The organism is Pseudomonas sp. 210_17 TE3656 (genome assembly GCF_054821965.1).
Genome location: NZ_JBTRBC010000001.1, coordinates 971,219 through 994,691 on the forward strand (window position 1 = coordinate 971,219; position 23,473 = coordinate 994,691).

20 protein-coding genes are annotated in these 23,473 nt (G+C 59.9%); 15 read left to right on the plus strand and 5 right to left on the minus strand.

Going from position 1 to position 23,473, the window contains the following annotated elements:
• The first annotated feature begins 205 nt into the window (after window positions 1–205).
• The 4 genes from xdhA (at window position 206) to guaD (ending at window position 6,285) form a co-directional block, all read left to right on the plus strand.
• A complete protein-coding gene (gene xdhA / locus ACVI9W_RS04590; protein ID WP_461529326.1) occupies window positions 206–1,660 on the plus strand; it encodes a xanthine dehydrogenase small subunit in 1,455 nt (484 codons plus the stop codon).
• On the plus strand, window positions 1,653–4,049 hold the full coding sequence (xdhB, locus tag ACVI9W_RS04595; RefSeq protein WP_461529327.1) for a xanthine dehydrogenase molybdopterin binding subunit: 2,397 nt from the start codon (window positions 1,653–1,655) through the stop codon (window positions 4,047–4,049). The genes xdhA and xdhB overlap by 8 nt, the downstream gene beginning before the upstream one ends.
• A gap of 75 nt (window positions 4,050–4,124) precedes the next feature.
• A complete protein-coding gene (gene xdhC, locus ACVI9W_RS04600; RefSeq protein WP_461529328.1) occupies window positions 4,125–4,970 on the plus strand; it encodes a xanthine dehydrogenase accessory protein XdhC in 846 nt (281 codons plus the stop codon).
• 10 nt (window positions 4,971–4,980) lie between these two features.
• On the plus strand, window positions 4,981–6,285 hold the full coding sequence (gene guaD / locus ACVI9W_RS04605; protein ID WP_038613225.1) for a guanine deaminase: 1,305 nt from the start codon (window positions 4,981–4,983) through the stop codon (window positions 6,283–6,285).
• Between the two features lie 92 nt (window positions 6,286–6,377).
• On the opposite strand, the gene ACVI9W_RS04610 is transcribed toward guaD, so the two are convergent.
• Window positions 6,378–7,145 (minus strand): GntR family transcriptional regulator, encoded by a 768-nt coding sequence (locus ACVI9W_RS04610; RefSeq protein WP_038613226.1) that lies wholly within the window; start codon window positions 7,143–7,145, stop codon window positions 6,378–6,380.
• 359 nt (window positions 7,146–7,504) lie between these two features.
• Here ACVI9W_RS04610 and ACVI9W_RS04615 point away from each other — a divergent pair, with 359 nt between their 5' ends.
• The gene (locus ACVI9W_RS04615; protein ID WP_038613228.1) at window positions 7,505–8,854 is read left to right on the plus strand and encodes an NCS2 family permease; all 1,350 of its coding nucleotides are present in this window, start codon (window positions 7,505–7,507) and stop codon (window positions 8,852–8,854) included.
• 141 nt (window positions 8,855–8,995) lie between these two features.
• On the opposite strand, the gene uraH is transcribed toward ACVI9W_RS04615, so the two are convergent.
• Window positions 8,996–9,349 carry a hydroxyisourate hydrolase gene (gene uraH, locus ACVI9W_RS04620; RefSeq protein WP_038613230.1) on the minus strand — a complete coding sequence of 118 codons (354 nt, stop codon included), beginning with the start codon at window positions 9,347–9,349 and terminating at the stop codon, window positions 8,996–8,998.
• Between the two features lie 385 nt (window positions 9,350–9,734).
• Between uraH and puuE the strand changes: the two genes are divergently transcribed.
• From puuE to ACVI9W_RS04655, 7 genes are all read left to right on the plus strand, one after another.
• Window positions 9,735–10,664 carry an allantoinase PuuE gene (puuE, locus tag ACVI9W_RS04625; protein WP_038613232.1) on the plus strand — a complete coding sequence of 310 codons (930 nt, stop codon included), beginning with the start codon at window positions 9,735–9,737 and terminating at the stop codon, window positions 10,662–10,664.
• Window positions 10,661–11,176 (plus strand): 2-oxo-4-hydroxy-4-carboxy-5-ureidoimidazoline decarboxylase, encoded by a 516-nt coding sequence (uraD, locus tag ACVI9W_RS04630; RefSeq protein ID WP_274296400.1) that lies wholly within the window; start codon window positions 10,661–10,663, stop codon window positions 11,174–11,176. Before puuE ends, uraD begins: the two co-directional genes overlap by 4 nt.
• A 48-nt stretch (window positions 11,177–11,224) precedes the next feature.
• The gene (locus tag ACVI9W_RS04635; RefSeq protein ID WP_038613236.1) at window positions 11,225–11,728 is read left to right on the plus strand and encodes an ureidoglycolate lyase; all 504 of its coding nucleotides are present in this window, start codon (window positions 11,225–11,227) and stop codon (window positions 11,726–11,728) included.
• Between the two features lie 50 nt (window positions 11,729–11,778).
• Complete coding sequence (locus ACVI9W_RS04640; RefSeq protein ID WP_422420732.1) at window positions 11,779–13,104, plus strand: urate hydroxylase PuuD; 1,326 nt, start codon at window positions 11,779–11,781, stop codon at window positions 13,102–13,104.
• Window positions 13,105–13,224: 120 nt separating this feature from the next.
• Entirely contained in the window at window positions 13,225–14,580 is a 1,356-nt protein-coding gene (locus tag ACVI9W_RS04645; RefSeq protein ID WP_128324412.1) for a nucleobase:cation symporter-2 family protein, read from the plus strand.
• Between the two features lie 135 nt (window positions 14,581–14,715).
• A complete protein-coding gene (locus ACVI9W_RS04650; protein ID WP_038613242.1) occupies window positions 14,716–15,501 on the plus strand; it encodes an outer membrane protein OmpK in 786 nt (261 codons plus the stop codon).
• A gap of 363 nt (window positions 15,502–15,864) precedes the next feature.
• Window positions 15,865–16,653, plus strand: coding sequence for an outer membrane protein OmpK (locus ACVI9W_RS04655; protein WP_461529329.1), 789 nt, complete (start codon window positions 15,865–15,867; stop codon window positions 16,651–16,653).
• A 105-nt stretch (window positions 16,654–16,758) separates the two neighbouring features.
• Here ACVI9W_RS04655 and ACVI9W_RS04660 read toward each other — a convergent pair whose 3' ends face one another.
• On the minus strand, window positions 16,759–17,076 hold the full coding sequence (locus tag ACVI9W_RS04660; protein ID WP_461529330.1) for a hypothetical protein: 318 nt from the start codon (window positions 17,074–17,076) through the stop codon (window positions 16,759–16,761).
• Between the two features lie 184 nt (window positions 17,077–17,260).
• Between ACVI9W_RS04660 and ACVI9W_RS04665 the strand changes: the two genes are divergently transcribed.
• Window positions 17,261–19,207, plus strand: a complete 1,947-nt coding sequence (locus tag ACVI9W_RS04665; protein ID WP_461529331.1) for an LTA synthase family protein — start codon at window positions 17,261–17,263, stop codon at window positions 19,205–19,207.
• 18 nt (window positions 19,208–19,225) lie between these two features.
• On the opposite strand, the gene ACVI9W_RS04670 is transcribed toward ACVI9W_RS04665, so the two are convergent.
• Window positions 19,226–20,134, minus strand: a complete 909-nt coding sequence (locus ACVI9W_RS04670) for a DUF808 domain-containing protein (RefSeq protein WP_461529332.1) — start codon at window positions 20,132–20,134, stop codon at window positions 19,226–19,228.
• 124 nt (window positions 20,135–20,258) lie between these two features.
• Here ACVI9W_RS04670 and ACVI9W_RS04675 point away from each other — a divergent pair, with 124 nt between their 5' ends.
• On the plus strand, window positions 20,259–20,867 hold the full coding sequence (locus ACVI9W_RS04675) for a TetR/AcrR family transcriptional regulator (protein ID WP_038613246.1): 609 nt from the start codon (window positions 20,259–20,261) through the stop codon (window positions 20,865–20,867).
• 106 nt (window positions 20,868–20,973) lie between these two features.
• Here the strand turns inward: ACVI9W_RS04675 and ACVI9W_RS04680 are convergent, their stop codons facing one another.
• The gene (locus ACVI9W_RS04680) at window positions 20,974–21,414 is read right to left on the minus strand and encodes a GlcG/HbpS family heme-binding protein (RefSeq protein ID WP_157193438.1); all 441 of its coding nucleotides are present in this window, start codon (window positions 21,412–21,414) and stop codon (window positions 20,974–20,976) included.
• A gap of 256 nt (window positions 21,415–21,670) precedes the next feature.
• Between ACVI9W_RS04680 and gcl the strand changes: the two genes are divergently transcribed.
• Window positions 21,671–23,446 (plus strand): glyoxylate carboligase, encoded by a 1,776-nt coding sequence (gcl, locus tag ACVI9W_RS04685; RefSeq protein WP_422421543.1) that lies wholly within the window; start codon window positions 21,671–21,673, stop codon window positions 23,444–23,446.
• The last annotated feature ends 27 nt before the right edge of the window (window positions 23,447–23,473 follow it).

Below are 23,473 nucleotides of genomic sequence, written 5' to 3' on the forward strand. Positions count from 1 at the left end.
CAGGGGCCTGGAAGCAGAAGTTGGCAGCAATGGCGCAAAAAATTCGGCCATGGGCACAGCGGACTATGCTCTATAGAGAGACGCCTGTGGCGGGTGGGTAATGGCGCGTAATTTTTCCTGACCCAGAAGTCAGAAAATTGTTGACCTAAAAATCAAGTCTGCTTACAGTCCGCTCAACAACAATAAACCGCGTGTGAGGCCTTCCGTGATCCAGTTTCTATTAAACCAGGAGCTGCGCAGTGAGCATGCCCTGGATCCCAACCTGACAGTGCTGCAATACCTGCGCGAGCACTTGGGCAAGTCCGGTACCAAGGAAGGCTGCGCCAGCGGCGATTGTGGTGCCTGCACAGTGGTGGTCGGCGAACTGGCCGTGGACGACGACGGCCGTGAGCAGATCCGCTACCGCAGCCTGAACTCGTGCCTGACCTTTGTTTCGTCGCTGCACGGCAAGCAATTGATCAGCGTCGAAGGTCTCAAGCACCAGGGCCAGCTGCACAGCGTGCAACAGGCCATGGCCGACTGCCACGGCTCGCAGTGCGGCTTCTGCACCCCCGGTTTTGTCATGTCGCTGTTTGCCCTGCAAAAGAACAGCGATGCACCAGACCTGCACAAGGCCCAGGAAGCGCTGGCTGGCAACCTCTGCCGCTGCACCGGTTACCGCCCTATTCTCGCCGCTGCCGAACAGTCCTGCTGTCAGGCCAAGCCCGACCAGTTTGACAGCAACCAGGCACAGACCATCTCCCGCCTCAAAGCCATTGCCCCGAGCGAAACCGGTGAACTCAACAGCGGCGACAAGCGCTGCCTGGTACCGTTGACCGTCGCCGATCTGGCCGACCTCTATGGCTCGCACCCCGAAGCACGCTTGCTTGCCGGCGGCACCGACCTGGCGCTGGAAGTCACTCAGTTCCACAAAACCCTGCCGGTGATGATCTACGTCGGCAACGTCGCCGAACTCAAGCGCATCGACAGCCTTGATGAGCATCTGGAAATTGGCGCGGCCACACCGCTGACCGACTGCTACGACGCCTTGAGCCGCGAATACCCGGACTTCGGCGAGCTGCTGCACCGCTTTGCTTCCCTGCAGATCCGCAACCAGGGCACCCTCGGTGGCAACATCGGCAACGCCTCGCCGATCGGTGACTCCCCGCCCCTGCTGATTGCCCTGGATGCGCAGATTGTCCTGCGCAAAGGCAGCAGCACCCGCACCCTGGCGCTGGAAGATTACTTCATCGACTACCGCATCACTGCCCGCCAGGAAAGCGAGTTCATCGAGAAGATCATCGTGCCGCGCGCTCGCAGCGCCTGGACGTTCCGCGCCTACAAGGTTTCCAAGCGCCTGGACGACGATATTTCCGCCGTCTGCGCCGCCTTCAACCTGCGCATCGAAAACGGTGTGGTTGAAGCCGCACGCATCGCCTTCGGCGGCATGGCCGCAATCCCCAAACGTGCCCGCGCCTGCGAAGCGGCGTTGGTCGGTAAAGCCTGGAACCAGGCCAGCATCGAACGTGCCTGCCAGGCCTTGGCCGAAGACTTCACCCCACTGTCGGACTTCCGCGCCAGCAAGGAATACCGCCTGCTCAGTGCGCAGAACCTGCTGCGCAAATACTTCATCGAACTGCAAACGCCGCACATCGAGACCCGGGTGACCGCTTATGTCTAACCATCACGTCGCCAAAAGCCAGGCACAAATGGCCGAGCTGTTCAGCCAGGACCTGACCACCGGAGTCGGCCGCAGCATCAAGCACGACAGCGCCGACAAGCAGGTCAGCGGTGAAGCGCAGTACATCGATGACCGCCTGGAATTCCCCAACCAGCTGCACGTGTATGCGCGCATGTCCGACCGCGCCCATGCGCGGGTGCTGAAGATCGATACCAGCCCCTGCTACGCCTTCGAGGGTGTGCGCATCGCCATCACCCACGAAGACATTCCGGGCCTCAAGGACATTGGCGCGATCATGCCCGGCGACCCGTTGCTGGCCATCGACAAGGTCGAGTTCGTCGGCCAGCCGGTGCTCGCCGTCGCCGCCCGCGACCTGGACACCGCACGCCGCGCAGCAATGGCCGCGATCGTCGAATACGAAGACCTGGAACCGGTGCTCGACGTGGTCGAGGCCCTGCGCAAGCGTCACTTCGTGCTGGACAGCCACACCCACAAACGCGGCGACTCGGCCACGGCCCTGGCGAACGCGCCGCACCGCCTGCAAGGTACCCTGCACATCGGCGGCCAGGAACATTTCTACCTGGAAACCCAAATCTCTTCGGTGATGCCTACCGAAGATGGAGGGATGATCGTCTACTGCTCGACCCAGAACCCCACCGAGGTGCAGAAGCTGGTCGCCGAAGTGCTCGATGTGCCGATGAACAAGGTACAGGTCGACATGCGTCGCATGGGCGGCGGCTTCGGCGGCAAGGAAACCCAGGCAGCGAGCCCGGCGTGCCTGTGCGCGGTGATCGCGCGCCTGACCGGCCAGCCGACCAAGATGCGCCTGCCGCGGGTCGAGGACATGCTGATGACCGGCAAGCGTCATCCGTTCTACGTCGAATACGACGTCGGCTTCGATGACAGCGGCCGCCTGCACGGTATCAACCTGGAGCTGGCCGGCAACTGCGGTTACTCACCAGATCTTTCGGCATCCATCGTCGACCGCGCCATGTTCCACTCCGACAACGCTTATTACCTTGGCGACGCCACGGTCAACGGTCATCGCTGCAAGACCAACACCGCGTCGAACACTGCCTACCGGGGCTTCGGCGGCCCGCAGGGGATGGTCGCCATTGAAGAGGTGATGGACCATATCGCCCGCAGCCTGGCACTCGACCCACTAGAGGTACGCAAGGCCAACTATTACGGCAAAACCGAGCGTAACGTCACCCACTACTACCAGACCGTCGAGCACAACATGCTCGAGGAAATGACCGCAGAACTGGAAGCCAGCGCCGACTACCATGAGCGCCGCGAATCGATCCGCCGCTTCAACGCCCACAGCCCGATCCTCAAGAAAGGCCTGGCGCTGACTCCGGTGAAGTTCGGCATTTCGTTCACCGCCAGCTTCCTCAACCAGGCCGGTGCCCTGGTACACGTTTACACCGACGGCAGCATCCACCTGAACCATGGCGGCACCGAGATGGGCCAGGGCCTCAACACCAAGGTTGCGCAGGTAGTGGCCGAGGTATTCCAGGTCGACTTCCAGCGTGTACAGATCACCGCGACCAACACCGAGAAAGTGCCGAACACCTCGCCGACGGCGGCCTCCTCCGGCGCTGACCTGAACGGCAAGGCGGCGCAGAACGCCGCAGAGACCATCAAGAAGCGCCTGGTCGAGTTCGCTGCGCGGCAGTACAAAGTGACCGAAGAAGACGTCGAGTTCCGCAACAACCATGTGCGTATCCGCGACGAGATCGTCAGCTTCGACGCACTGATCCAGCAGGCTTATTTTGCCCAGGTGTCACTGTCGAGCACCGGTTTCTACAAGACCCCGAAAATCTACTACGACCGCAGCCAGGCCCGCGGTCGTCCGTTCTACTACTTCGCGTTCGGTGCGGCCTGTGCCGAAGTGATCGTCGACACCCTGACCGGCGAATACAAGATGCTGCGCACCGACATCCTGCACGACGTCGGCGCCTCGCTGAACCCGGCCATCGACATCGGCCAGGTGGAAGGCGGTTACGTCCAGGGCATGGGCTGGCTGACCACCGAAGAGCTGGTGTGGAACGCCAAGGGCAAGCTTATGACCAACGGCCCGGCCAGCTACAAGATCCCGGCGGTGGCCGATATGCCGATCGACTTTCGGGTGAAGCTGGTGGAAAACCGCAAGAACCCGGAAGACACCGTGTTCCACTCCAAAGCCGTGGGTGAACCGCCGTTCATGCTGGGTATCGCCGCCTGGTGCGCGATCAAGGATGCCGTGGCCAGCCTGGCGGACTACCGGGTGCAACCGAAGATCGATGCGCCGGCGACACCTGAGCGGGTGCTGTGGGGTTGCGAGCAGATGCGCAAGGCGGTGGCGGCACAACAGCCGGTTGCCGAGGTTGAGACCGTAGCACCGTAGTGTGCTCATCGCGGGGCAAGCCCGCTCCTACCTGTGGGAGCGGGCTTGCCCCGCGATTAAAGAGGCAATTTAACTATGCACACCTGGATCAACGCCCTCGCCGACCTGCAAGCCCGCGGTGAAGCCTGCGTACTAGTGACTATCATCGAAGAACGCGGCTCGACGCCACGCAATGCCGGTTCGAAGATGGTAGTCAGCGCCGATCAGCTGTTCGACACCATCGGCGGCGGCCACCTTGAATACAAGGCGATGAGGATCGCCCGCGAGATGCTCGCCGAGCGTCGCGAATCACCGCATCTGGAGCGTTTCAGCCTCGGCGCCAGTCTTGGCCAGTGCTGCGGCGGCGCTACCGTGCTGCTGTTCGAGCCCATGGGCCAGGTGCAGGCGCAAATCGCCGTGTTCGGCGCAGGCCATGTCGGCCGCGCTCTGGTACCCTTGCTCGCCGCGCTGCCCTGCCGGGTGCGCTGGATCGATTCGCGCGAGCAGGAGTTTCCCGAGCAGATTCCAGCTGGTGTCAGCAAGATCGTCAGCGAAGAGCCGGTCGATGAAGTCGACGACCTGCCCGCTGGCAGCTATTGCATCGTCATGACCCACAACCATCAGCTGGACCTGGAACTGACCGCTGCAATCCTTAAACGCAATGACTTCACCTGGTTCGGCCTGATTGGCTCGAAAACCAAACGGGTCAAGTTCGAACACCGCCTGCGTGAACGCGGCTACACCGAGGAGCGTCTACAACGCATGCGTTGCCCGATGGGCCTGGCCGAGGTCAAGGGCAAGCTGCCGATCGAGATCGCCGTGTCCATCGCCGCTGAAATCATTGCCACCTACAACGCCAGCTTCGGTCAGCACGACAGTGCGACCAATGCCGGCCCCATTGCCCAATTGCTGCCGCCCTCGCGGCGCAGCCAAGCCATATGACGAGAGCCCTATGAGCGCAACCCGCAAAGCCTACCGTGCCGCCATCCTGCACAGCATCGCCGACCCTGCCGAGGTGGGAATCGAAGCGTCCTATCAGTATTTCCAGGACGGCCTGCTACTGATCGACAACGGCAAGATCAGCGCCCTGGGACACGCCAGTGAACTGCTGCCGACTCTGCCCGCCGACATCGAGGTGCAGCACTATAAAGATGCCCTGATCACTCCTGGCTTTATCGATACCCACATCCACTTCCCGCAGACCGGCATGATCGGTTCCTACGGCGAGCAACTGCTGGACTGGCTCAACACCTACACCTTCCCGTGCGAAAAGCAGTTTGCCAACAAGGAGCACGCCGACAAGGTAGCGAAGATTTTCGTCGAAGAGCTGCTACGCAACGGCACCACCACGGCCCTGGTGTTTGGCAGTGTGCACCCCGAGTCGGTCAATGCCTTCTTTGAAGAAGCCGAACGTCTTGACCTGCGGATGATCGCCGGCAAGGTGATGATGGACCGCAACGCCCCGGACTACCTGACCGACACCGCTGAATCGGGCTACACCGAAAGCAAGGCACTGATCGAACGCTGGCACGGCAAGGGTCGCCTGCACTACGCCGTGACCCCACGCTTCGCCCCGACCAGCACCCCGGAGCAACTGACCCTGGCCGGGCAACTGCTGAGCGAATTCCCTGACCTGTACATGCACACCCACTTGAGCGAAAACCTCAAGGAGATCGACTGGGTCAAGGAACTGTTCCCTGAGCGCAAGGGTTACCTGGACGTCTACGATCACTTCAAGCTGCTCGGTGAGCGCTCGGTATTCGCCCACGGCGTGCACCTGTGCGACGAAGAGTGCCAGCGTCTGGCCGAAACCGGTTCGGCCGTGGCCTTCTGCCCGACCTCCAACCTGTTCCTCGGCAGCGGCCTGTTCAACCTGCCGCAGGCGGAGAAGTTCAAGGTCAAGGTCGGTCTGGGGACTGACGTCGGTGCCGGCACCAGCTTCTCGCTGCTCAACACCCTCAACGAGGCCTACAAGGTCATGCAACTGCAGGGCGCGCGCCTGAGCCCGTTCAAGTCGCTGTACCTGGCTACCCTTGGTGGCGCTCAGGCGCTGAGCCTGGATGACCGCATCGGCAGCCTCAAGCCTGGCAACGATGCCGACTTCGTGGTGCTCGACTACAAGGCAACGCCGCTGATGGATTACCGCATCCAGCAGTCGAACAGCATCGACGAAACCCTGTTCGTGCTGATGACCCTGGGTGACGACCGTACCGTCAAACAGACCTTCGCCGCCGGGCGTTGCGTACACCAGCGTTAATCTTCAAAAACATCGCGGGGCAAGCCCGCTCCCACAGGTTCGAGTAACTCCTGTGGGAGCGGGCTTGCCCCGCGATTGTTTTGAGCCGGTTATCAGCCCTTGATCGGTACCGAACTACCGCGCTTCTTGGTCTGCAACAAATGCGAGAACACCGCATGCAGATCATCCGAAGCGCTGTCCTCGTCGAGGTTGAGCTTGCTGTCGATGTGATCCATGTGGTGCATCATCAGGCTGACCGCCTGATTGACGTCACGCGCCTCGATGGCGTCGATCAGTTGCATGTGCTCGTCGTAGGAGCAGTGCGAGCGGTTGCCGCTCTCATATTGGGCGATGATCAACGAAGTCTGCGACACCAGGCTGCGCTGGAAGCTGATGAGCGGTGCATTGCCGGCGGCTTCGGCCAGCTTCAGGTGGAACTCGCCGGACAGGCGAATACCGGCACCACGGTCGCCCCGGGAGAAGCTGTCGCGCTCTTCACGCACCATCTGGCGCAGTTCGTTGAGCTGCTCGGCTGTGGCGTGCTCGACCGCAAGTTCGGTGATGGCGCGCTCAACCATACGCCGCGAGAAAAACACCTGGCGCGCTTCCTCAACGGTCGGGCTGGCCACCACCGCACCGCGGTTAGGCCGCAGCAGTACCACGCTTTCATGCGCCAGGCGCGACAGTGCGCGGCGAATGATGGTGCGGCTGACGCCAAAGATTTCGCCCAGGGCTTCCTCGCTCAACTTGGTACCCGGCGCCAGGCGTTGTTCGAGAATGGCCTCGAAAATGTGCGCATAGACGATATCGTCCTGGGTTCCGCTGCGCCCGGCCTTGCCGGTACGCACTGGTTTCTTGAGAGGTTGCAGCTGTTCGTTCATGGGCACTCGAGCACGGGGATCGGCCTGTCGGACCCTGACTGTAATACCAGCCAGTGGGGCGGAGGCAAGTCTTGGTAAGAAAATTAAACGATTAAGGTATGGGCACATTGTACACAGCCGCAGCGATTTCTGCAGGGGGTGATGGCCTTTATAGCGATGCGGCGAAATTATTTGCGCACAACAACGAAAACATTATTTGCATTCTTTGTATACAAACGCATAATCCATCCGTGCAACTTCCTGACTCAGAAGTCAACAAAAGGTCCGGTCGCCTGCCATCCCATCCGCCTCACAGAGCTTCCCAGTGCGTGCGCAGGACTGGCTCTGAAAAACAAGAAAAGACTTGAGGAGTACATGCTGTGGAAAGCCGCAAATCCGAAGCCCCTACGCTGGATCTTGCCCCACCGCTCGAAACGAGCTGGCTGGAGCGGATTTTCAAACTCAAGCTACATGGCACCACCGTCAAAACCGAGATGATCGCCGGGTTGACCACCTTTATCACCATGGCCTACATCATCTTCGTCAACCCCAACATCATGGCCGATGCCGGCATCGATCACGGAGCGGCTTTTGTCGCCACCTGCATCGCCGCCGCCCTGGGCTGCCTGTTGATGGGCCTCTATGCCAACTGGCCAGTAGGCCTGGCGCCGGGCATGGGGCTCAACGCCTTCTTTACCTATACCGTGGTCGGGACCATGGGCTACACCTGGGAGGCGGCGCTGGGCGCGGTATTCGTCTCCGGGGTGTTGTTCATGCTGCTGACGCTTTCGCGGGTGCGTGAATGGCTGCTCAACAGCATTCCCGTGAGCCTGCGTCATGCGATGGGTGCCGGCGTCGGATTGTTTCTCGGACTGATCGGTCTTAAAACTGCCGGAATTGTCGTCGACAGCCCGGCCACCCTGATCAAGCTCGGCTCCCTGCACGAGCCAGGCCCGCTGCTGGCGGCGATCTGCTTTTTGATGATTGCGGTACTCAGCTATCACCGGGTGTTCGGCGCGATCCTGATCAGCATCATCAGCGTCACCCTCGCCGGTTGGGGCCTGGGCCTGGTCGAATACGGCGGCCTGTTCTCTCTGCCACCGAGCCTGGCACCGACCTGGATGGCCATGGATGTCGCGGGCGTGTTCAACGTCAGCATGATTGCCGTGGTGTTCGCCTTCCTCTTCGTGCACATGTTCGACACCGCCGGCACCCTGATGGGTGTAGCCCAGCGCGCCAACCTGGTGAATGCTGACGGGCGCATCGAAAATCTCTCGCGCGCATTGAAGGCAGACAGTGCTTCGAGCGTGTTCGGTGCAGTGGTGGGCGTACCGCCGGTAACCAGCTATGTGGAAAGTGCTGCGGGTGTTGCCGCAGGTGGCCGCACCGGCCTGACGGCGGTGGTGGTCGGCCTGTTCTTTATCGCCGCGATGTTCTTCGCACCGCTGGCCGGGATGATTCCTGCCTACGCTACGGCGGGTGCGCTGATCTATGTCGCGATGCTGATGATGGGCAGCATGGCGCACATCAACTGGGATGAAGCCACCGACAGCATCCCGGCGATCGTCACCGCGATCATGATGCCGCTGACCTTCTCGGTTGCCGACGGTATTGCCCTGGGCTTTATCACCTACGTGGTGCTCAAGGCCGGTACCGGTCGCTTCAGCGAGATCTCGGCAAGCCTGTGGGTACTGACGGCGATCTTCATTGCCAAGTTTGTGTTCCTGTAAGCAGCGCTGCAGCCAGACAAAGCCTCACCTTCGGGTGGGGCTTTTTTGTTGCCCCGCGATAAAGGCAGCACAAAACCCCAGACAAAAAAAAGCCCGCAGTGTGAGCGGGCAAGGACCTACGAAGATTCTTCTAGCGACCAACTAGCTTCCACGATAGGTCGAGTAACTGTACGGCGAGATCAACAGTGGTACGTGGTAGTGATCCTGCTCGGCGCTGATGCCAAAACGCAGTACCACAACATCCAGGAATGCATGCTCAGGCAGCTGCACGCCACGGGCGCGGTAGTAGTCGCCGGCATTGAACTGCAGCTGGTAGACGCCGCTGCGGTAATCGTCACCTTGCAACAGTGGCGCGTCGCAACGGCCATCGCTGTTGGTCAGGGTGGTGTGCACCAGCTCAAGCTGCTGGCCTTCGACCCGGTACAGCTCGACCTTGATCGAGCTGCCAGGGCAGCCGTGAGCGGCATCCAGTACATGCGTGGTCAAACGTCCCATTGCTTGCTCGCCTCTGTTCTATCTGTGGGCAAAAAATCCCGTACGGCGCCGTCAGAAGACCCGGCAGCGTACGGCTGTCGGATTATTAAGACATTTTTCTGTAAAATTGTACACAATAATTCGGTATTCTTTCCTGACATGCCCACCACCTTCTGTAAATACGCCATCAGTCGCAAAACCACGCCACTGGCCGACGAGCACGTCATTAACTGACCAACTGGGCAGGTTTCTTGCAGAGGGTTTCCGACGGTAAAAACAGGAAGAAATAGGAAAAAACAGGCTTACAAACCGCAAACAAAGTTGTATACAATCACCTCATCGTCGTGGCCGATACCCTACCCGGGCGCCACGCCCTCCGTTTACACGTATAAGAAGGAAGACTGCAGTGAGCGCTGACTATCCTCGCGACCTGATCGGTTACGGCAATACCCCACCCCATCCGCGCTGGCCGGGGAATGCCCGCATTGCTTTGTCTTTCGTGCTCAATTACGAAGAAGGCGGTGAACGCAACATTCTTCACGGGGACAAGGAATCAGAAGCCTTCCTCTCGGAAATGGTTGCCGCCCAGCCCCTGCAGGGCGCTCGTAACATGAGCATGGAATCGCTCTACGAATACGGCAGCCGCGCCGGCGTCTGGCGCCTGCTCAAGCTGTTCAAGGACACCGGCGTGCCGCTGACCATCTTCGCCGTCGCCATGGCCGCCCAGCGTCACCCCGACGTGATTCGCGCCATGGTCGAAGCCGGCCACGAGATCTGCAGCCACGGCTACCGCTGGATCGACTACCAGAACATGGACGAGGCCCAGGAACGCGAGCACATGCTCGAAGCCATCCGCATCCTCACCGAACTGACCGGCGAACGTCCGCTGGGCTGGTACACCGGCCGCACCGGGATCAACACCCGTCGCCTGGTAATGGAGGAAGGCGGCTTCCTCTACGACAGCGACACTTACGACGACGACCTGCCCTACTGGGAACCGAACAACCCGACCGGCAAGCCGCACCTGGTGATCCCGTACACCCTGGACACCAACGACATGCGCTTCACCCAGGTGCAGGGTTTCAACTGCGGCGAGCAGTTCTTCCAGTACCTCAAGGACGCCTTCGACGTGCTCTACGAAGAAGGCGCCGAAGCACCGAAGATGCTCTCGATCGGCCTGCACTGCCGCCTGGTCGGCCGTCCGGCGCGCCTGGCCGCGCTCAAGCGCTTCATTGAATACGCCAAGAGCCATGAGCAGGTCTGGTTCACCCGGCGCGTGGACATCGCCCGTCACTGGCATGCCACCCACCCTTACAAAGCCGAGAACGCCCAATGACCGCTTTCAAGACCCTCAAGCCTTCGTCCCTGGAGCGCAGCGCGTTCGTCGAAGCCTTTGCCGACATCTACGAGCACTCGCCCTGGGTCGCCGAAAAGGCCTACGACCTCGGCCAGTTGCAGGAAATCGACCAGATCGAAGCCCTGCATCAACGCATGAGCGACATTCTGCTGAGCGCTGATCACGCCGCCCAGCTGGCCCTGATCAATGCTCACCCGGACCTCGCCGGCAAAGCTGCGATCCAGGGTGAACTGACCGAGTCGAGCACCAACGAGCAGGCCGGCGCCGGTATCCACCAGTGCACCGCCGAAGAGTTCGAGCGCTTCACCGAACTCAACGATGCCTACAAAGAGAAATTCAAGTTCCCGTTCATCATGGCGGTCAAAGGCAGTAACCGGCACCAGATCCTCGCCTCGTTCGAGAAGCGCATCCACAACTCGGTCGAGGCCGAGTTCAAGGAAGCGCTGGCGCAGATCAACCTGATTGCCCTGTTCCGCCTGCTGCAACTTTAAGGGTAAGCCCGGCCTTACCCTCCACAACACAGAATAAAGAGAATCCGCATGCGCACTTTAGTGATTGAGCCCTTGACCAAAGAAGCCTTCGCCCCTTTCGGTGACGTGATCGAAACCGACGGCAGCGACCACTTCATGATCAACAACGGTTCGACCATGCGCTTCCACAAGCTGGCAACGGTACAAACCGCCCAGCCCGAGGACAACGCGATCATCAGCATCTTCCGCGCCGACGCGCAGGACATGCCGCTGACCGTTCGCATGCTGGAGCGCCATCCGCTGGGCAGCCAGGCTTTCATTCCGCTGCTCGGCAACCCCTTTCTGATCGTGGTCGCGCCCGTTGGCGATGCACCTGTATCAGGCCTGGTCCGTGCCTTCATCAGTAATGGAAGGCAGGGCATCAATTACCATCGCGGCGTCTGGCACCACCCGGTGCTGACGATCGAAAAGCGGGATGACTTCCTGGTGGTTGATCGCAGTGGCACTGGCAACAACTGCGATGAGCATTTTTTCAATGAGGATGAGCAATTGATCCTCGCCCCCCACCAATAAGAGAAGACCTGAGCACCCGGCTACAGGGTGCCAGGGTAGAGGTAAAGACTGTGGAAGCACATCTGTTGGAATGGCTGAACCTGAGCGTGCGTTGGGTTCACATGATCACTGGCGTCGCCTGGATTGGCGCGTCGTTCTACTTTGTCTGGCTGGAAAACAACCTCAACCGGGCCAACCCGCGCGATGGTCTGTCCGGCGATCTCTGGGCGATTCACGGTGGCGGGATCTACCACCTGGAGAAGTACAAGCTGGCTCCGCCGAAAATGCCGGAGAACCTGCACTGGTTCAAATGGGAAGCCTATTTCACCTGGATGTCGGGTATCGCCCTGCTGTGCCTGGTGTTCTACTGGAACCCGACCCTGTACCTGCTGGCCCCTGGCAGCACCCTGAGCGGCGCTGAAGGGATCGCCATCGGCGTTGGCTCGCTGATCGCCGGCTGGTTCATCTACGACTTCCTGTGCGACTCGCCACTGGGCAAGCGCCCTGGCCTGCTCGGCCTGGTGCTGTTCGTTCTGGTGATTGCCGCCTGCTACGGTTTCAGCCAGGTGTTCAGCGGTCGTGGTGCGTACCTGCACACCGGCGCGATCATCGGCACCATCATGGTCGGTAACGTGTTCCGCATCATCATGCCGGCCCAGCGTCAGCTGGTCGCCGCCATCGAAGCCAACCAGACCCCGGATCCGCTCCTGCCGGCCAAGGGCCTGCTGCGCTCGCGGCACAACAACTACTTCACCCTGCCGGTGCTGTTCATCATGATCAGCAACCACTTCCCGAGCACTTACGGTAGCCAGTACAACTGGTTAATCCTGGCCGGTATCGCAGTGGCTGCAGTATTGGTTCGTCACTACTTCAACACCCGTCACGACAGCAACAAGTACGCCTGGACCCTGCCGGTCGGTGCCCTGTCGATGATCTGCCTGGCTTACGTCACTGGCCCTGCGCCAATGCCGACCGCGCCAGAACAGGCCGCCGCCAAGGTCGAGTACCAACCGCTGCCGGAAACCGCTCTGGGTGGCAAGACCGCTGCCGAGAAAGCTGCAGAGCAAGCCGCCGCACCTGCCCAGGCTGCTGCCCCGGCCGAAGCACCGGCGGCCAACGTCGCCAAACTCGACGATGCCGGTTTCGACAAGATCCACAGCGTCATCCAGGAACGTTGCGCCGTGTGCCATTCGGCCAAGCCGACCAGCCCGCTGTTCAGCGCTGCACCTGCCGGGGTAATGCTCGACACCCCACAACAGATCCAGCAACAGGCCGCGCGTATCCAGGCTCAGGCTGTTGCCACGCAGATCATGCCGTTGGGCAACATCACCCAGATGACCCAGCAGGAACGTGAACTGATTGGCGCCTGGATCGCCAAAGGTGCTCCAACCAAGTAAGTAACAGGCTTCAAGCGACAAGCTGCAAGCTGCAAGCCAAGCGCCACCACCTGCTTCTCCTCGAGGCGTGGCGCTTGAAGCTTGCAGCTCTAAAGAATAAAAACAAAACCGAGGTGTTGCATGTCCGAGTCACGCAAGGCGTACATCCCCGTTGCGCCCCCACGACAGCCACTGCCAATGCTCCAACTGTTCCTGGTGGGTCTACAACATGTCTTGCTGATGTACGGAGGCGCGATTGCCGTGCCGCTGATCATCGGCCAGGCCGCCGGCCTTTCTCGTGAAGAAGTCGCTTTCCTGATCAATGCCGACCTGCTGGTCGCTGGTGTCGCCACCATCGTCCAGTCGTTCGGCATTGGCGCAGTCGGCATCCGCATGCCGGTAATGATGGGTGCAAGCTTTGCTGCAGTCGGCAGCATGGTGGCCATGGCCGGAATGCCCGGCGTCGGCCTGCAAGGTATTTTCGGTGCGACCATTGCCGCCGGTTTCTTCGGCATGCTGATCGCCCCGTTCATGTCCAAGGTGGTGCGTTTCTTCCCACCGCTGGTGACCGGCACGGTCATCACCTCGATTGGTCTTTCGCTGTTTCCGGTTGCCGTTAACTGGGCCGGTGGCGGCGCCAGTGCCGAAACCTTCGGCTCCCCTATCTACCTGATCGTCGCCGGCCTGGTGCTGGCCACCATCCTCCTGGTCAACCGCTTCATGCGCGGCTTCTGGGTCAATGTCTCGGTGCTGATCGGCATGGGCCTGGGTTATATCCTCGCCGGCTCCATCGGCATGGTCGACCTCTCCGGCCTCGACGAGGCGCCCTGGGTGCAAGTGGTAACGCCGCTGCACTTCGGCATGCCAACCTTCAGCCTGGCGCCGATCCTGTCCATGTGCCTGGTGGTGGTGATCATCTTTGTCGAGTCCACCGGCATGTTCCTCGCCCTGGGCAAGGTCACCGACCGTGAAGTCACTCCGGGCATGCTGCGCCGCGGCCTGATGTGCGACGCCGGTGCATCGTTTGTCGCCGGTTTCTTCAACACCTTCACCCACTCCTCGTTCGCCCAGAACATCGGCCTGGTGCAGATGACTGGCGTGCGCTGCCGCTATGTCACGGTGGTTGCCGGTGGTTTCCTGATCCTGCTCAGCCTGCTGCCCAAGGCGGCCTTCCTGATTGCCTCGATTCCGCCTGCGGTATTGGGCGGCGCCTCGATTGCCATGTTCGGCATGGTCGCTGCCACCGGCATCAAGATCCTCCAGGAAGCCGACATCGCCGACCGCCGCAACCAGTTGCTGGTTGCCGTCAGCGTCGGCATGGGCCTGATCCCTGTGGTGCGTCCGGAGTTCTTCGCGCAGATGCCGCAGTGGATGGAACCGATCACCCACAGCGGTATCGCCATGGCCACGGTCAGCGCGCTGATCCTCAACCTGCTGTTCAACATTCTCGGCGGCGCCGAACGCGCTGCGCACAACGAAGCCGCCCACCAACACTGAGTCTTTGGGCGGCGCTTGCCGCCCGGTAGCACCCCGAGCAATACGCAGGACCGTCGACCCGTGGGAGCGGGTCGGCCGGGGCGTTTCGCGCCGAAAAAACCGAAAACCAACAATAACAAAGCCGGGAATCACAACATGAAAGGCATCACCACTTCCCTTCTGTTGGGTAGCAGTCTGTTGGCCACTTTGCCAGCCGCCGCAGAAGACCTGCTGCAATGGCACACCAACAGCCTCTCCTACCTGTATGGCAAGGACTTCCAGGTCAACCCTGCGATCCAGCAGACAGTGACCTTCGAACACGCCAACCGGTGGAAATACGGCGACACCTTCCTGTTCGTCGACAAGATCTTCTACAACGGCGGTACCGACCGCAACAAAGGCAACAACACCTACTACGGTGAGTTCAGCCCGCGCCTGTCGTTCGGCAAGATTTTCGACCAGAAGCTGGAGTTCGGTCCGATTACCGACGTGTTGCTGGCCATGACCTACGAGTCGGGCGAAGGCGACAACGAGGCCTACCTGATCGGCCCCGGCTTCAACCTGGCGATTCCCGGTTTCAATTACTTCACCTTGAACTTTTACTTGCGCAACACCGAAGGCAGCCGCCCAGGCGATAACGTTTGGCAGATTACCCCGACCTTTTCCTACACCATCCCTGTAGGCAAGTCCGACATCCTCATCGATGGCTACATGGACTGGGTGGTCGATAACGACGAGACCCGACGCGGTACTTACCACGCCAACCTGCAGTTCAACCCACAGGTCAAATACGACCTGGGCAAGGCCCTGAACCTGGGCGCCAAGCAGTTGTACGTGGGTATCGAATACAGCTACTGGAAAGACAAATACGGCATCGAGAACAGTGGACGGCTGGACACCAATCAGAGCGTGACCAGCGCCCTGGTTAAGGTTCACTTCTAAAACCTGACCAAACGCACAGTTTTAGCCACACCCGCTCCACGACGGAGCACTTGAGGACCCGCGCGCAAGCCAGTAATCTGCGCGCCCCCTCGCTCAGGGCAGGATGGATCCTGCCTGCGTTTGCTGACCGCTCAGTCAATGAATTCGGGCGGTTGGCAAGCGTCACGCCAACCTGAAATACCCTTTTTCAGCTGTTCAGAAAGACGTCGAGCAGGACTGTTGCGCCATTGCGGAAAAGTTGGCGCAGCACTTGCCAAATTGTTGTGGCCAATCGAAAAAAACTGACTCAAAAGACAAGTATTTGAACTCAACGGTGCCGCTCAGAGCACCGACAACAGATTCAATCAAGGGAGCAACACAGCGATGCGCATGACCAATAGCCTGATCCTCGCCGGCGGCCTGCTGGCGGCCAGCACGGCCGCTACCGCCGGTGATCTGCTGCAATGGCAGAACAACAGCCTGACCTACCTGTGGGGCAAGAACTTTGCGGTCAACCCGGAAATCCAGCAGACCGTGACCTTCGAGCACGCCGATGCCTGGAAATACGGCGACAACTTCTTCTTCGTCGACAAGATCTTCTACAACGGCGATAAAGACTTCAACAACGGTCCCAACACCTACTACGGCGAGTTCAGCCCACGCCTGTCGTTCGGCAAGATCTTCGATCAGAAACTGGAGTTCGGCCCGATCAAGGACGTGCTGCTGGCCATGACCTACGAATTTGGCGAGGGCGATACCGAGTCCTACCTGATCGGTCCTGGTTTCGACCTGGCAATCCCGGGCTTCGACTACTTCCAGCTGAACTTCTACCAGCGCAACACCGAAGGCAGCCGCGCCGGTGACAATGTCTGGCAGATCACCCCGGTCTGGTCCTACACCATTCCTGTGGGCAAATCCGACATTCTCATCGATGGTTTCATGGACTGGGTTGTGGATAACGACGCTACCAGCCGCCGTGGCACCTACCACGCCAACCTGCACTTCAACCCGCAGGTCAAATATGACCTGGGCAAGGCGCTGAACTGGGGCGAGAAGCAGTTGTATGTCGGTTTCGAATACGACTACTGGAAGAACAAGTACGGGATCAAGGACAGCGACGCATTTGATACCGACCAGAACACGGCAAGCTTCCTGGTTAAAGTGCACTTCTAATCAGCTGAAACTAAAAGGCCGCGCGCTCAAAAGGCGCGGCCTTTGAGCAAAATCTTGGGCTACAGCAATTTTCCCACATTAAAAACAGAAACTTCCTACAGACTTTCAAGACAAAGTCTCACGACGAACATACAAGTATACGTAGAGCACAGCAGAAATTACGCCAGGCGTAATCACGCCAAACACAAGTACACCGAACAGTACGACGCTCTCGCTAACAAGCCGTAGCACATCCACCAGCAGAAAACCCAGACAGATAATAGCGCCAGCTGCTGCGACCCACAGGCTGCTTGCACCCGAGGTATAGGGCATGCGCCTGCGCGCATTGAGCAGGACCAGAACACACAGCGTCGTCCAGGCCAGCGCAGCGGTTAAATACAATCCCAGGTGAAAAGCATCATAAGTCAGTGTTTTGAAAGGCACACGCAAGCTCCTTAAACAAGCAACAAGGGCGACCAACAACTTTCGCCATCGCGCACTCCTGTGCACTCAGCGCTGCCACTATATATCAGCCACAAACTTTATCATTGCATTTATTTGACAAATTTTTCTCATCTCAAACGCTAGCGTGCACGCCAAACTGTCCACCAACAACAAGGCAAACGCCATGCACGTTTCTCGTTCAGCGCCGGTGCGCTACTTACTGCTATTGACAGCACTCTGGCTGATTACTTTCTTATTGACACGAAGCGTCCTGCTCTTCGCTCACCTGAGCGAGGCCGGGGGGCATTTTTTCTCGATCTTCGGTACCGGGCTGATCTATGACCTGAGTTTCCTGCTCTATGCCGCCCTGCCGTTGGGCTTTTACTTGCTGTTGTGCCCTCCGGCGCTATGGCGTACCCGCCTGCATCGTGGCTTGTTGCGCACGGTACTGTTCACCAGCCTGTTCATCATGCTGTTCGTGGCCGTTGCCGAATGGCTGTTCTGGGATGAGTTCGGCGTTCGCTTCAACTTTATCGCTGTGGACTACCTGGTGTACTCGGATGAGGTTGTGAACAACATTCTCGAGTCCTACCCCATCGGCGTGATCCTCAGTGTGCTTGCGGTCGCCGCCCTGGTATTGACGCTCGCCGTACGCACACCCCTGCGCCAGGCACTGGACGCACCATTGCCCTCCTGGCGTCAGCGCCTGCTGGCTCTCGGCACGCTGGCACTGCTGGCGGGCATGGCGGGTTTGCTAATCAACCAGGACACACCTCGCGGTCAAGGCGGCAATGCGTATGCCCGCGAATTGGCCAGCAACGGGCCTTATCAGTTTTTTGCCGCGTTCCGAAACAATGAACTGGACTACTCACAGTTCTATGGCAGCCTGTCCGAAAGCGATTCGACCCGCCTGATCCGCGCCGAACTGCAAGAGCCCAACGCCCGCTTTGTCGATCAGGATCCGATGAGCATTCGCCGTGTCATCACCCACTCCGGTCCTCCACGTACGCCCAACATCATCCTGGTCACCATCGAAAGCCTGAGCGCCAAGTACATGGGCAGCAACGGTGACACGCGCAACCTTACGCCGAACCTCGATGCCCTGCGTAAACAGAGCCTGTACTTCAACAACTTCTATGCCACAGGCACACGCACTGACCGCGGTCTTGAGGCCATCACCCTGTCGATGCCGCCAACCCCGGGGCGCTCGATCGTCAAACGCATCGGGCGTGAAAGTGGCTTTGCCAGCCTTGGCCAGCAATTGTCGGAAATTGGTTATGACAGCGTGTTTGTTTATGGCGGGCGTGGTTATTTTGACAACATGAACGCGTTTTTCAGCGGCAACGGTTACCGCATCGTCGACCAGAGCAGCGTCGATGAGGCGGACATCAGTTTCAAGAATGCCTGGGGCATGTCTGACGAAGACCTCTACAAGCAAGCCATCAAACTGGCGGACGCTGACCATGCCAATCAAGTGCCGTTCCTCCTGCAACTGATGACCACCTCCAACCATCGTCCCTACACGTTCCCCGATGGCCGCATCGACATTGCCTCAGGTAATGGCCGCGACGGTGCCGTGAAATACACCGACTATGCCATTGGACACTTCCTTGAACAGGCACGCAGCAAGCCCTGGTTCGACAATACCCTGTTCATCTTCGTCGCCGACCATACGGCCGGCAGTGCCGGCAAGGAAGACTTGCCAGTCAGCAATTATCAGATTCCGCTGCTCATCTATGCACCGAAGTTGATCGAAGCACGCGAGGAGTCGAAACTGGCCAGCCAAATCGATCTTGCGCCGACCCTGCTCGGCATGCTCGACACCAGCTACACCTCGACCTTCTTTGGCCGCGACCTGCTGCAGGAAGACAGCCTGCCGCCCAGAGTGCTGATCGGCAATTATCAGCACCTGGGCCTGTTCAATGGCCAGGACCTGGCGATCCTCAGCCCGCGTGACGGCCTACGCCGGCATAATCAGGCCCTGGGTGAAAGCAGCGAGGTGGCCGCGGACAAGAGTGATCCGCTGATCCAGCGCGCCATCGCTTACTACCAGGTTGCCAGTTTCGGCTTTACCCATCATTTGCTCGATTGGTTGCCAGAGCCGGCAGAGCAGGCTGCGTTGAAAAACTGACGCGACAACCCCCCGGATTCAAGCTCTGGCAAACCGCCAGAGCTTGCCGATGACGGCCACCACCGCCAGCACCACGGCGCCAGCTACGATACCGACACCGGCATTAAGCAAGGCCCCGGTCAACGCGCCACCTCGTCCGTCACTAAACGCTTCGATAGCGTGATGCAGCGGCGCCACGCCATGCACCAGAATCCCGCCACCGACCAGGAACATCGCCGCGGTACCAATTACCGACAGGCTCTTCATCATGTACGGCGCCGCACGCAGGATGCCGTTACCCAGCACCTGTGCCGCACGCGACGCTTTCTGGGTCAGCCACAATCCCAGGTCATCGAGTTTGACGATACCGGCAACCAGGCCATACACGCCGATGGTCATGACAATGGCGATGCCCGAGAGCACGATGATCTGCTGGCTCAGCGGCGCAGCGGCAACGGTGCCCAGGGTGATCGCAATAATCTCTGCCGAGAGAATGAAGTCGGTGCGAATCGCGCCCTTGATCTTGGTTTGCTCGAAGGCCACCAGATCGACGTCAGGGTCCGCTACCGCTTCTACTAACGCTGCGTGCTCGGCCTGACCTTCCGCCTTGCTGTGGAGGAACTTGTGGGCAAGTTTTTCGAAGCCTTCGAAACACAGAAAAGCGCCACCGATCATCAACAGCGGCGTTACCGCCCAGGGGATGAACGCACTGATCAACAGCGCTGCCGGCACCAGGATCAACTTGTTGATGAACGAGCCCTTGGCCACTGCCCAGACCACCGGGATTTCCCGCTCGGCACGCACGCCGGTGACCTGCTGGGCATTGAGCGCCAGGTCGTCGCCCAGCACCCCTGCGGTCTTTTTCGCCGCGACCTTGGTCATTACCGAGACATCGTCGAGTACCGTGGCGATATCGTCGATCAATACCAGAAGACTGCTTCCTGCCATGTTTGCCTGATTCCAGCGGGTTGAGAGGCGTTCAGTCTAGCTCAAAGTCGCCACCTTGAGCCCTTTGCAAACGCGGTGCTACCATGCGCAACCGCCCTTTCAGGCCCGAGGATTAGCGTCAACCATGAGCAGCATTCGCGAGCGCAACAAAGAACTGATCCTGCGCGCGGCCAGTGAAGAGTTCGCCGACAAGGGCTTCGCCGCCACCAAGACCAGCGACATCGCGGCCAAGGCCGGGCTGCCCAAGCCGAACGTGTACTACTACTTCAAGTCCAAGGAAAACCTCTACCGCGAGGTCCTGGAAAGCATCATCGAGCCGATCATGCAGGCGTCTACGCCGTTCAATGCCGACGGTGACCCGAAAGAAGTATTGAGCGCCTACATCCGCTCCAAGGTACGTATTTCCCGCGACCTGCCGTTTGCATCCAAAGTGTTCGCCAGCGAGATCATGCACGGTGCCCCGCACCTGAGCCCGAGCCAGGTCGAACAGCTCAACGAGCAGGCCCGGCACAACATCGAATGCATCCAGGCATGGATCGACCGTGGCCAGATTGCCAAGGTCGACCCGCACCACCTGATGTTCAGCATCTGGGCGGCGACCCAGACCTACGCTGATTTCGACTGGCAGATCTCGGTGGTTACCGGTAAAGCCAAGCTGGAAGACAGCGACTATGAAGCGGCGACGCAGACCATCATTCGTCTGGTGCTCAAGGGTTGTGAGCCGGACGCTTGACCTGAGAGAACAGATTCATCCGGTGGGAGCGGGCTTGCCCCGCGATGCAATGTGACTGAACAATCGCAATCGCGGGGCAAGCCCGCTCCCACCGGGGGATAAAGCCTTAAGCTGCTACCCCGGCATCCGCCGTCAATCCTGCCTCTTCGATCGCACTGATCGCGCACTGCTCATCGATATCCGAGGTATCGCCACTGATACCGATCGCCCCCACCACCACGCCCTGCTGATTACGGATCAGCACGCCACCTGGCGCCGGCACCACCGGGCTCTGCCCCAGACCATTGAGCGCGGCGAAAAACGCCGGGCGTTGTTGTGCATCCAGGGCAATCAGGCGCGAGCCCTTGCCCAGGGCAATTGCGCCCCAGGCCTTGCCCATTGCCACTTGCGGGCGCAACAGGCTGGCGCCGTCTTCACGCTGCAGGGTCAACAGATGGCCGCCAGCATCAAGCACCGCCACCGTCAGGGGCGCGGCGGAGATCTTGCGGCCTGCGGCCAGCGCGGCGTTCACCAGGCTGACGGCGACTTTCAGGGTCAATGTGGTCATGGAAAGGTCCTCTTGTTGTTAGAAGCCCTGAGGGCAGGTGTGAAAGCAATAGAACAAATAGAACACAATGGCGAATATTTTTGTATACAATAATTCGAGAGCGATAACCCAATTCTGACGAAACGCCTTTTTTATGGCCTTCCCGACGAAAGCACCCATCGCCGATGAAAATGGATTGACCAGAGTCGCCTGGCGTGAATACACTCTGACGAAAAGCCATTTGTATACAATTACAAAATCAAAGAGGCACAAAACCATGAGCAAAATGAGAGCAATTGATGCAGCCGTTCTGGTGATGCGCCGCGAAGGTGTTGAAACCGCGTTTGGTATTCCGGGTGCTGCAATCAACCCGCTGTACTCGGCCCTGAAGAAAGTCGGCGGTATCGATCACGTCCTCGCTCGTCACGTTGAAGGCGCCTCGCACATGGCCGAGGGCTACACCCGCACCAAAGCCGGCAATATCGGCGTGTGCATCGGCACCTCCGGCCCTGCCGGCACTGACATGGTCACCGGCCTGTACAGCGCCTCGGCCGACTCCATTCCGATCCTGTGCATCACCGGCCAGGCGCCGCGTGCCCGTATGCACAAGGAAGATTTCCAGGCCGTCGACATCACCAGCATCGTCAAGCCGGTGACCAAGTGGGCGACCACCGTTCTGGAACCAGGCCAGGTGCCTTATGCGTTCCAGAAAGCCTTCTATGAAATGCGCTCCGGCCGTCCAGGCCCGGTGTTGATCGACCTGCCGTTCGACGTGCAGATGGCCGAAATCGAATTCGACATCGATGCCTACCAGCCGCTGCCAGTACACAAGCCTGCCGCCAACCGCATCCAGGTCGAGAAAGCCCTGGCCATGCTCGACTCTTCCGAGCGTCCGCTGCTGGTTGCCGGTGGTGGCATCATCAACGCCGATGCCTGTGACAAGCTGGTCGAATTCGCCGAACTGACCGGCATTCCGGTGATCCCGACCCTGATGGGCTGGGGCATCATCCCGGACGATCACCCGCTGATGGTCGGCATGGTAGGTCTGCAGACTTCGCACCGCTACGGCAACGCCACCATGCTCAAGTCCGACGTGGTGCTGGGTATCGGTAACCGTTGGGCCAACCGCCACACCGGTTCCGTCGACGTCTACACCGAAGGCCGCCGCTTCATTCACGTCGATATCGAACCGACCCAGATCGGCCGGGTATTCACCCCTGACCTGGGTATCGTCTCCGACGCCGGTGCTGCTCTGGACGTGTTCCTGGAAGTGGCCCGCGAGTGGAAAGCCGCCGGCAAGCTCAAGGACCGCAGCGCCTGGCTGGAAGATTGCCAGCAGCGCAAATCGAGCCTGCAGCGCAAGACCCATTTCGACAACGTGCCGGTCAAGCCGCAGCGCGTGTACCAGGAAATGAACCAGGTGTTCGGCAAGGACACCTGCTACGTCAGCACCATCGGTCTGTCGCAGATCGCCGGCGCGCAGTTCCTGCACGTCTACAAGCCGCGTCACTGGATCAACTGTGGCCAGGCCGGCCCGCTGGGCTGGACCATCCCTGCCGCCCTGGGTGTGGTCAAGGCCGACCCGAGCCGCAAGGTAGTAGCGCTGTCGGGCGACTATGACTTCCAGTTCATGATCGAAGAGCTGGCGGTGGGTGCGCAGTTCAACCTGCCGTACGTCCACGTACTGGTGAACAACTCCTACCTGGGGCTGATCCGTCAGGCGCAGCGTGGCTTCGAGATGGATTACTGTGTGCAGCTGGCGTTCGAGAACGTCAACGCCCCTGAACTCAACGGTTATGGCGTCGACCACGTCGCTGTGGTCGAGGGCCTGGGTTGCAAGGCCCTGCGCGTTACCGAGCCAGGCGAGATCGCCCCGGCCCTGCTCAAAGCGCAAAAACTGGCTGAAGAGTTCAGGGTTCCGGTGGTGGTCGAGGTTATCCTCGAGCGCGTGACCAACATTTCCATGGGCACCGAAATCAACGCGGTCAACGAATTCGAAGACCTGGCCCTGGTCGGCAACGACGCGCCAACCGCGATTTCCCTGCTCGACTGATTGCTGCAGCGGCCCTGCTGCGTTACG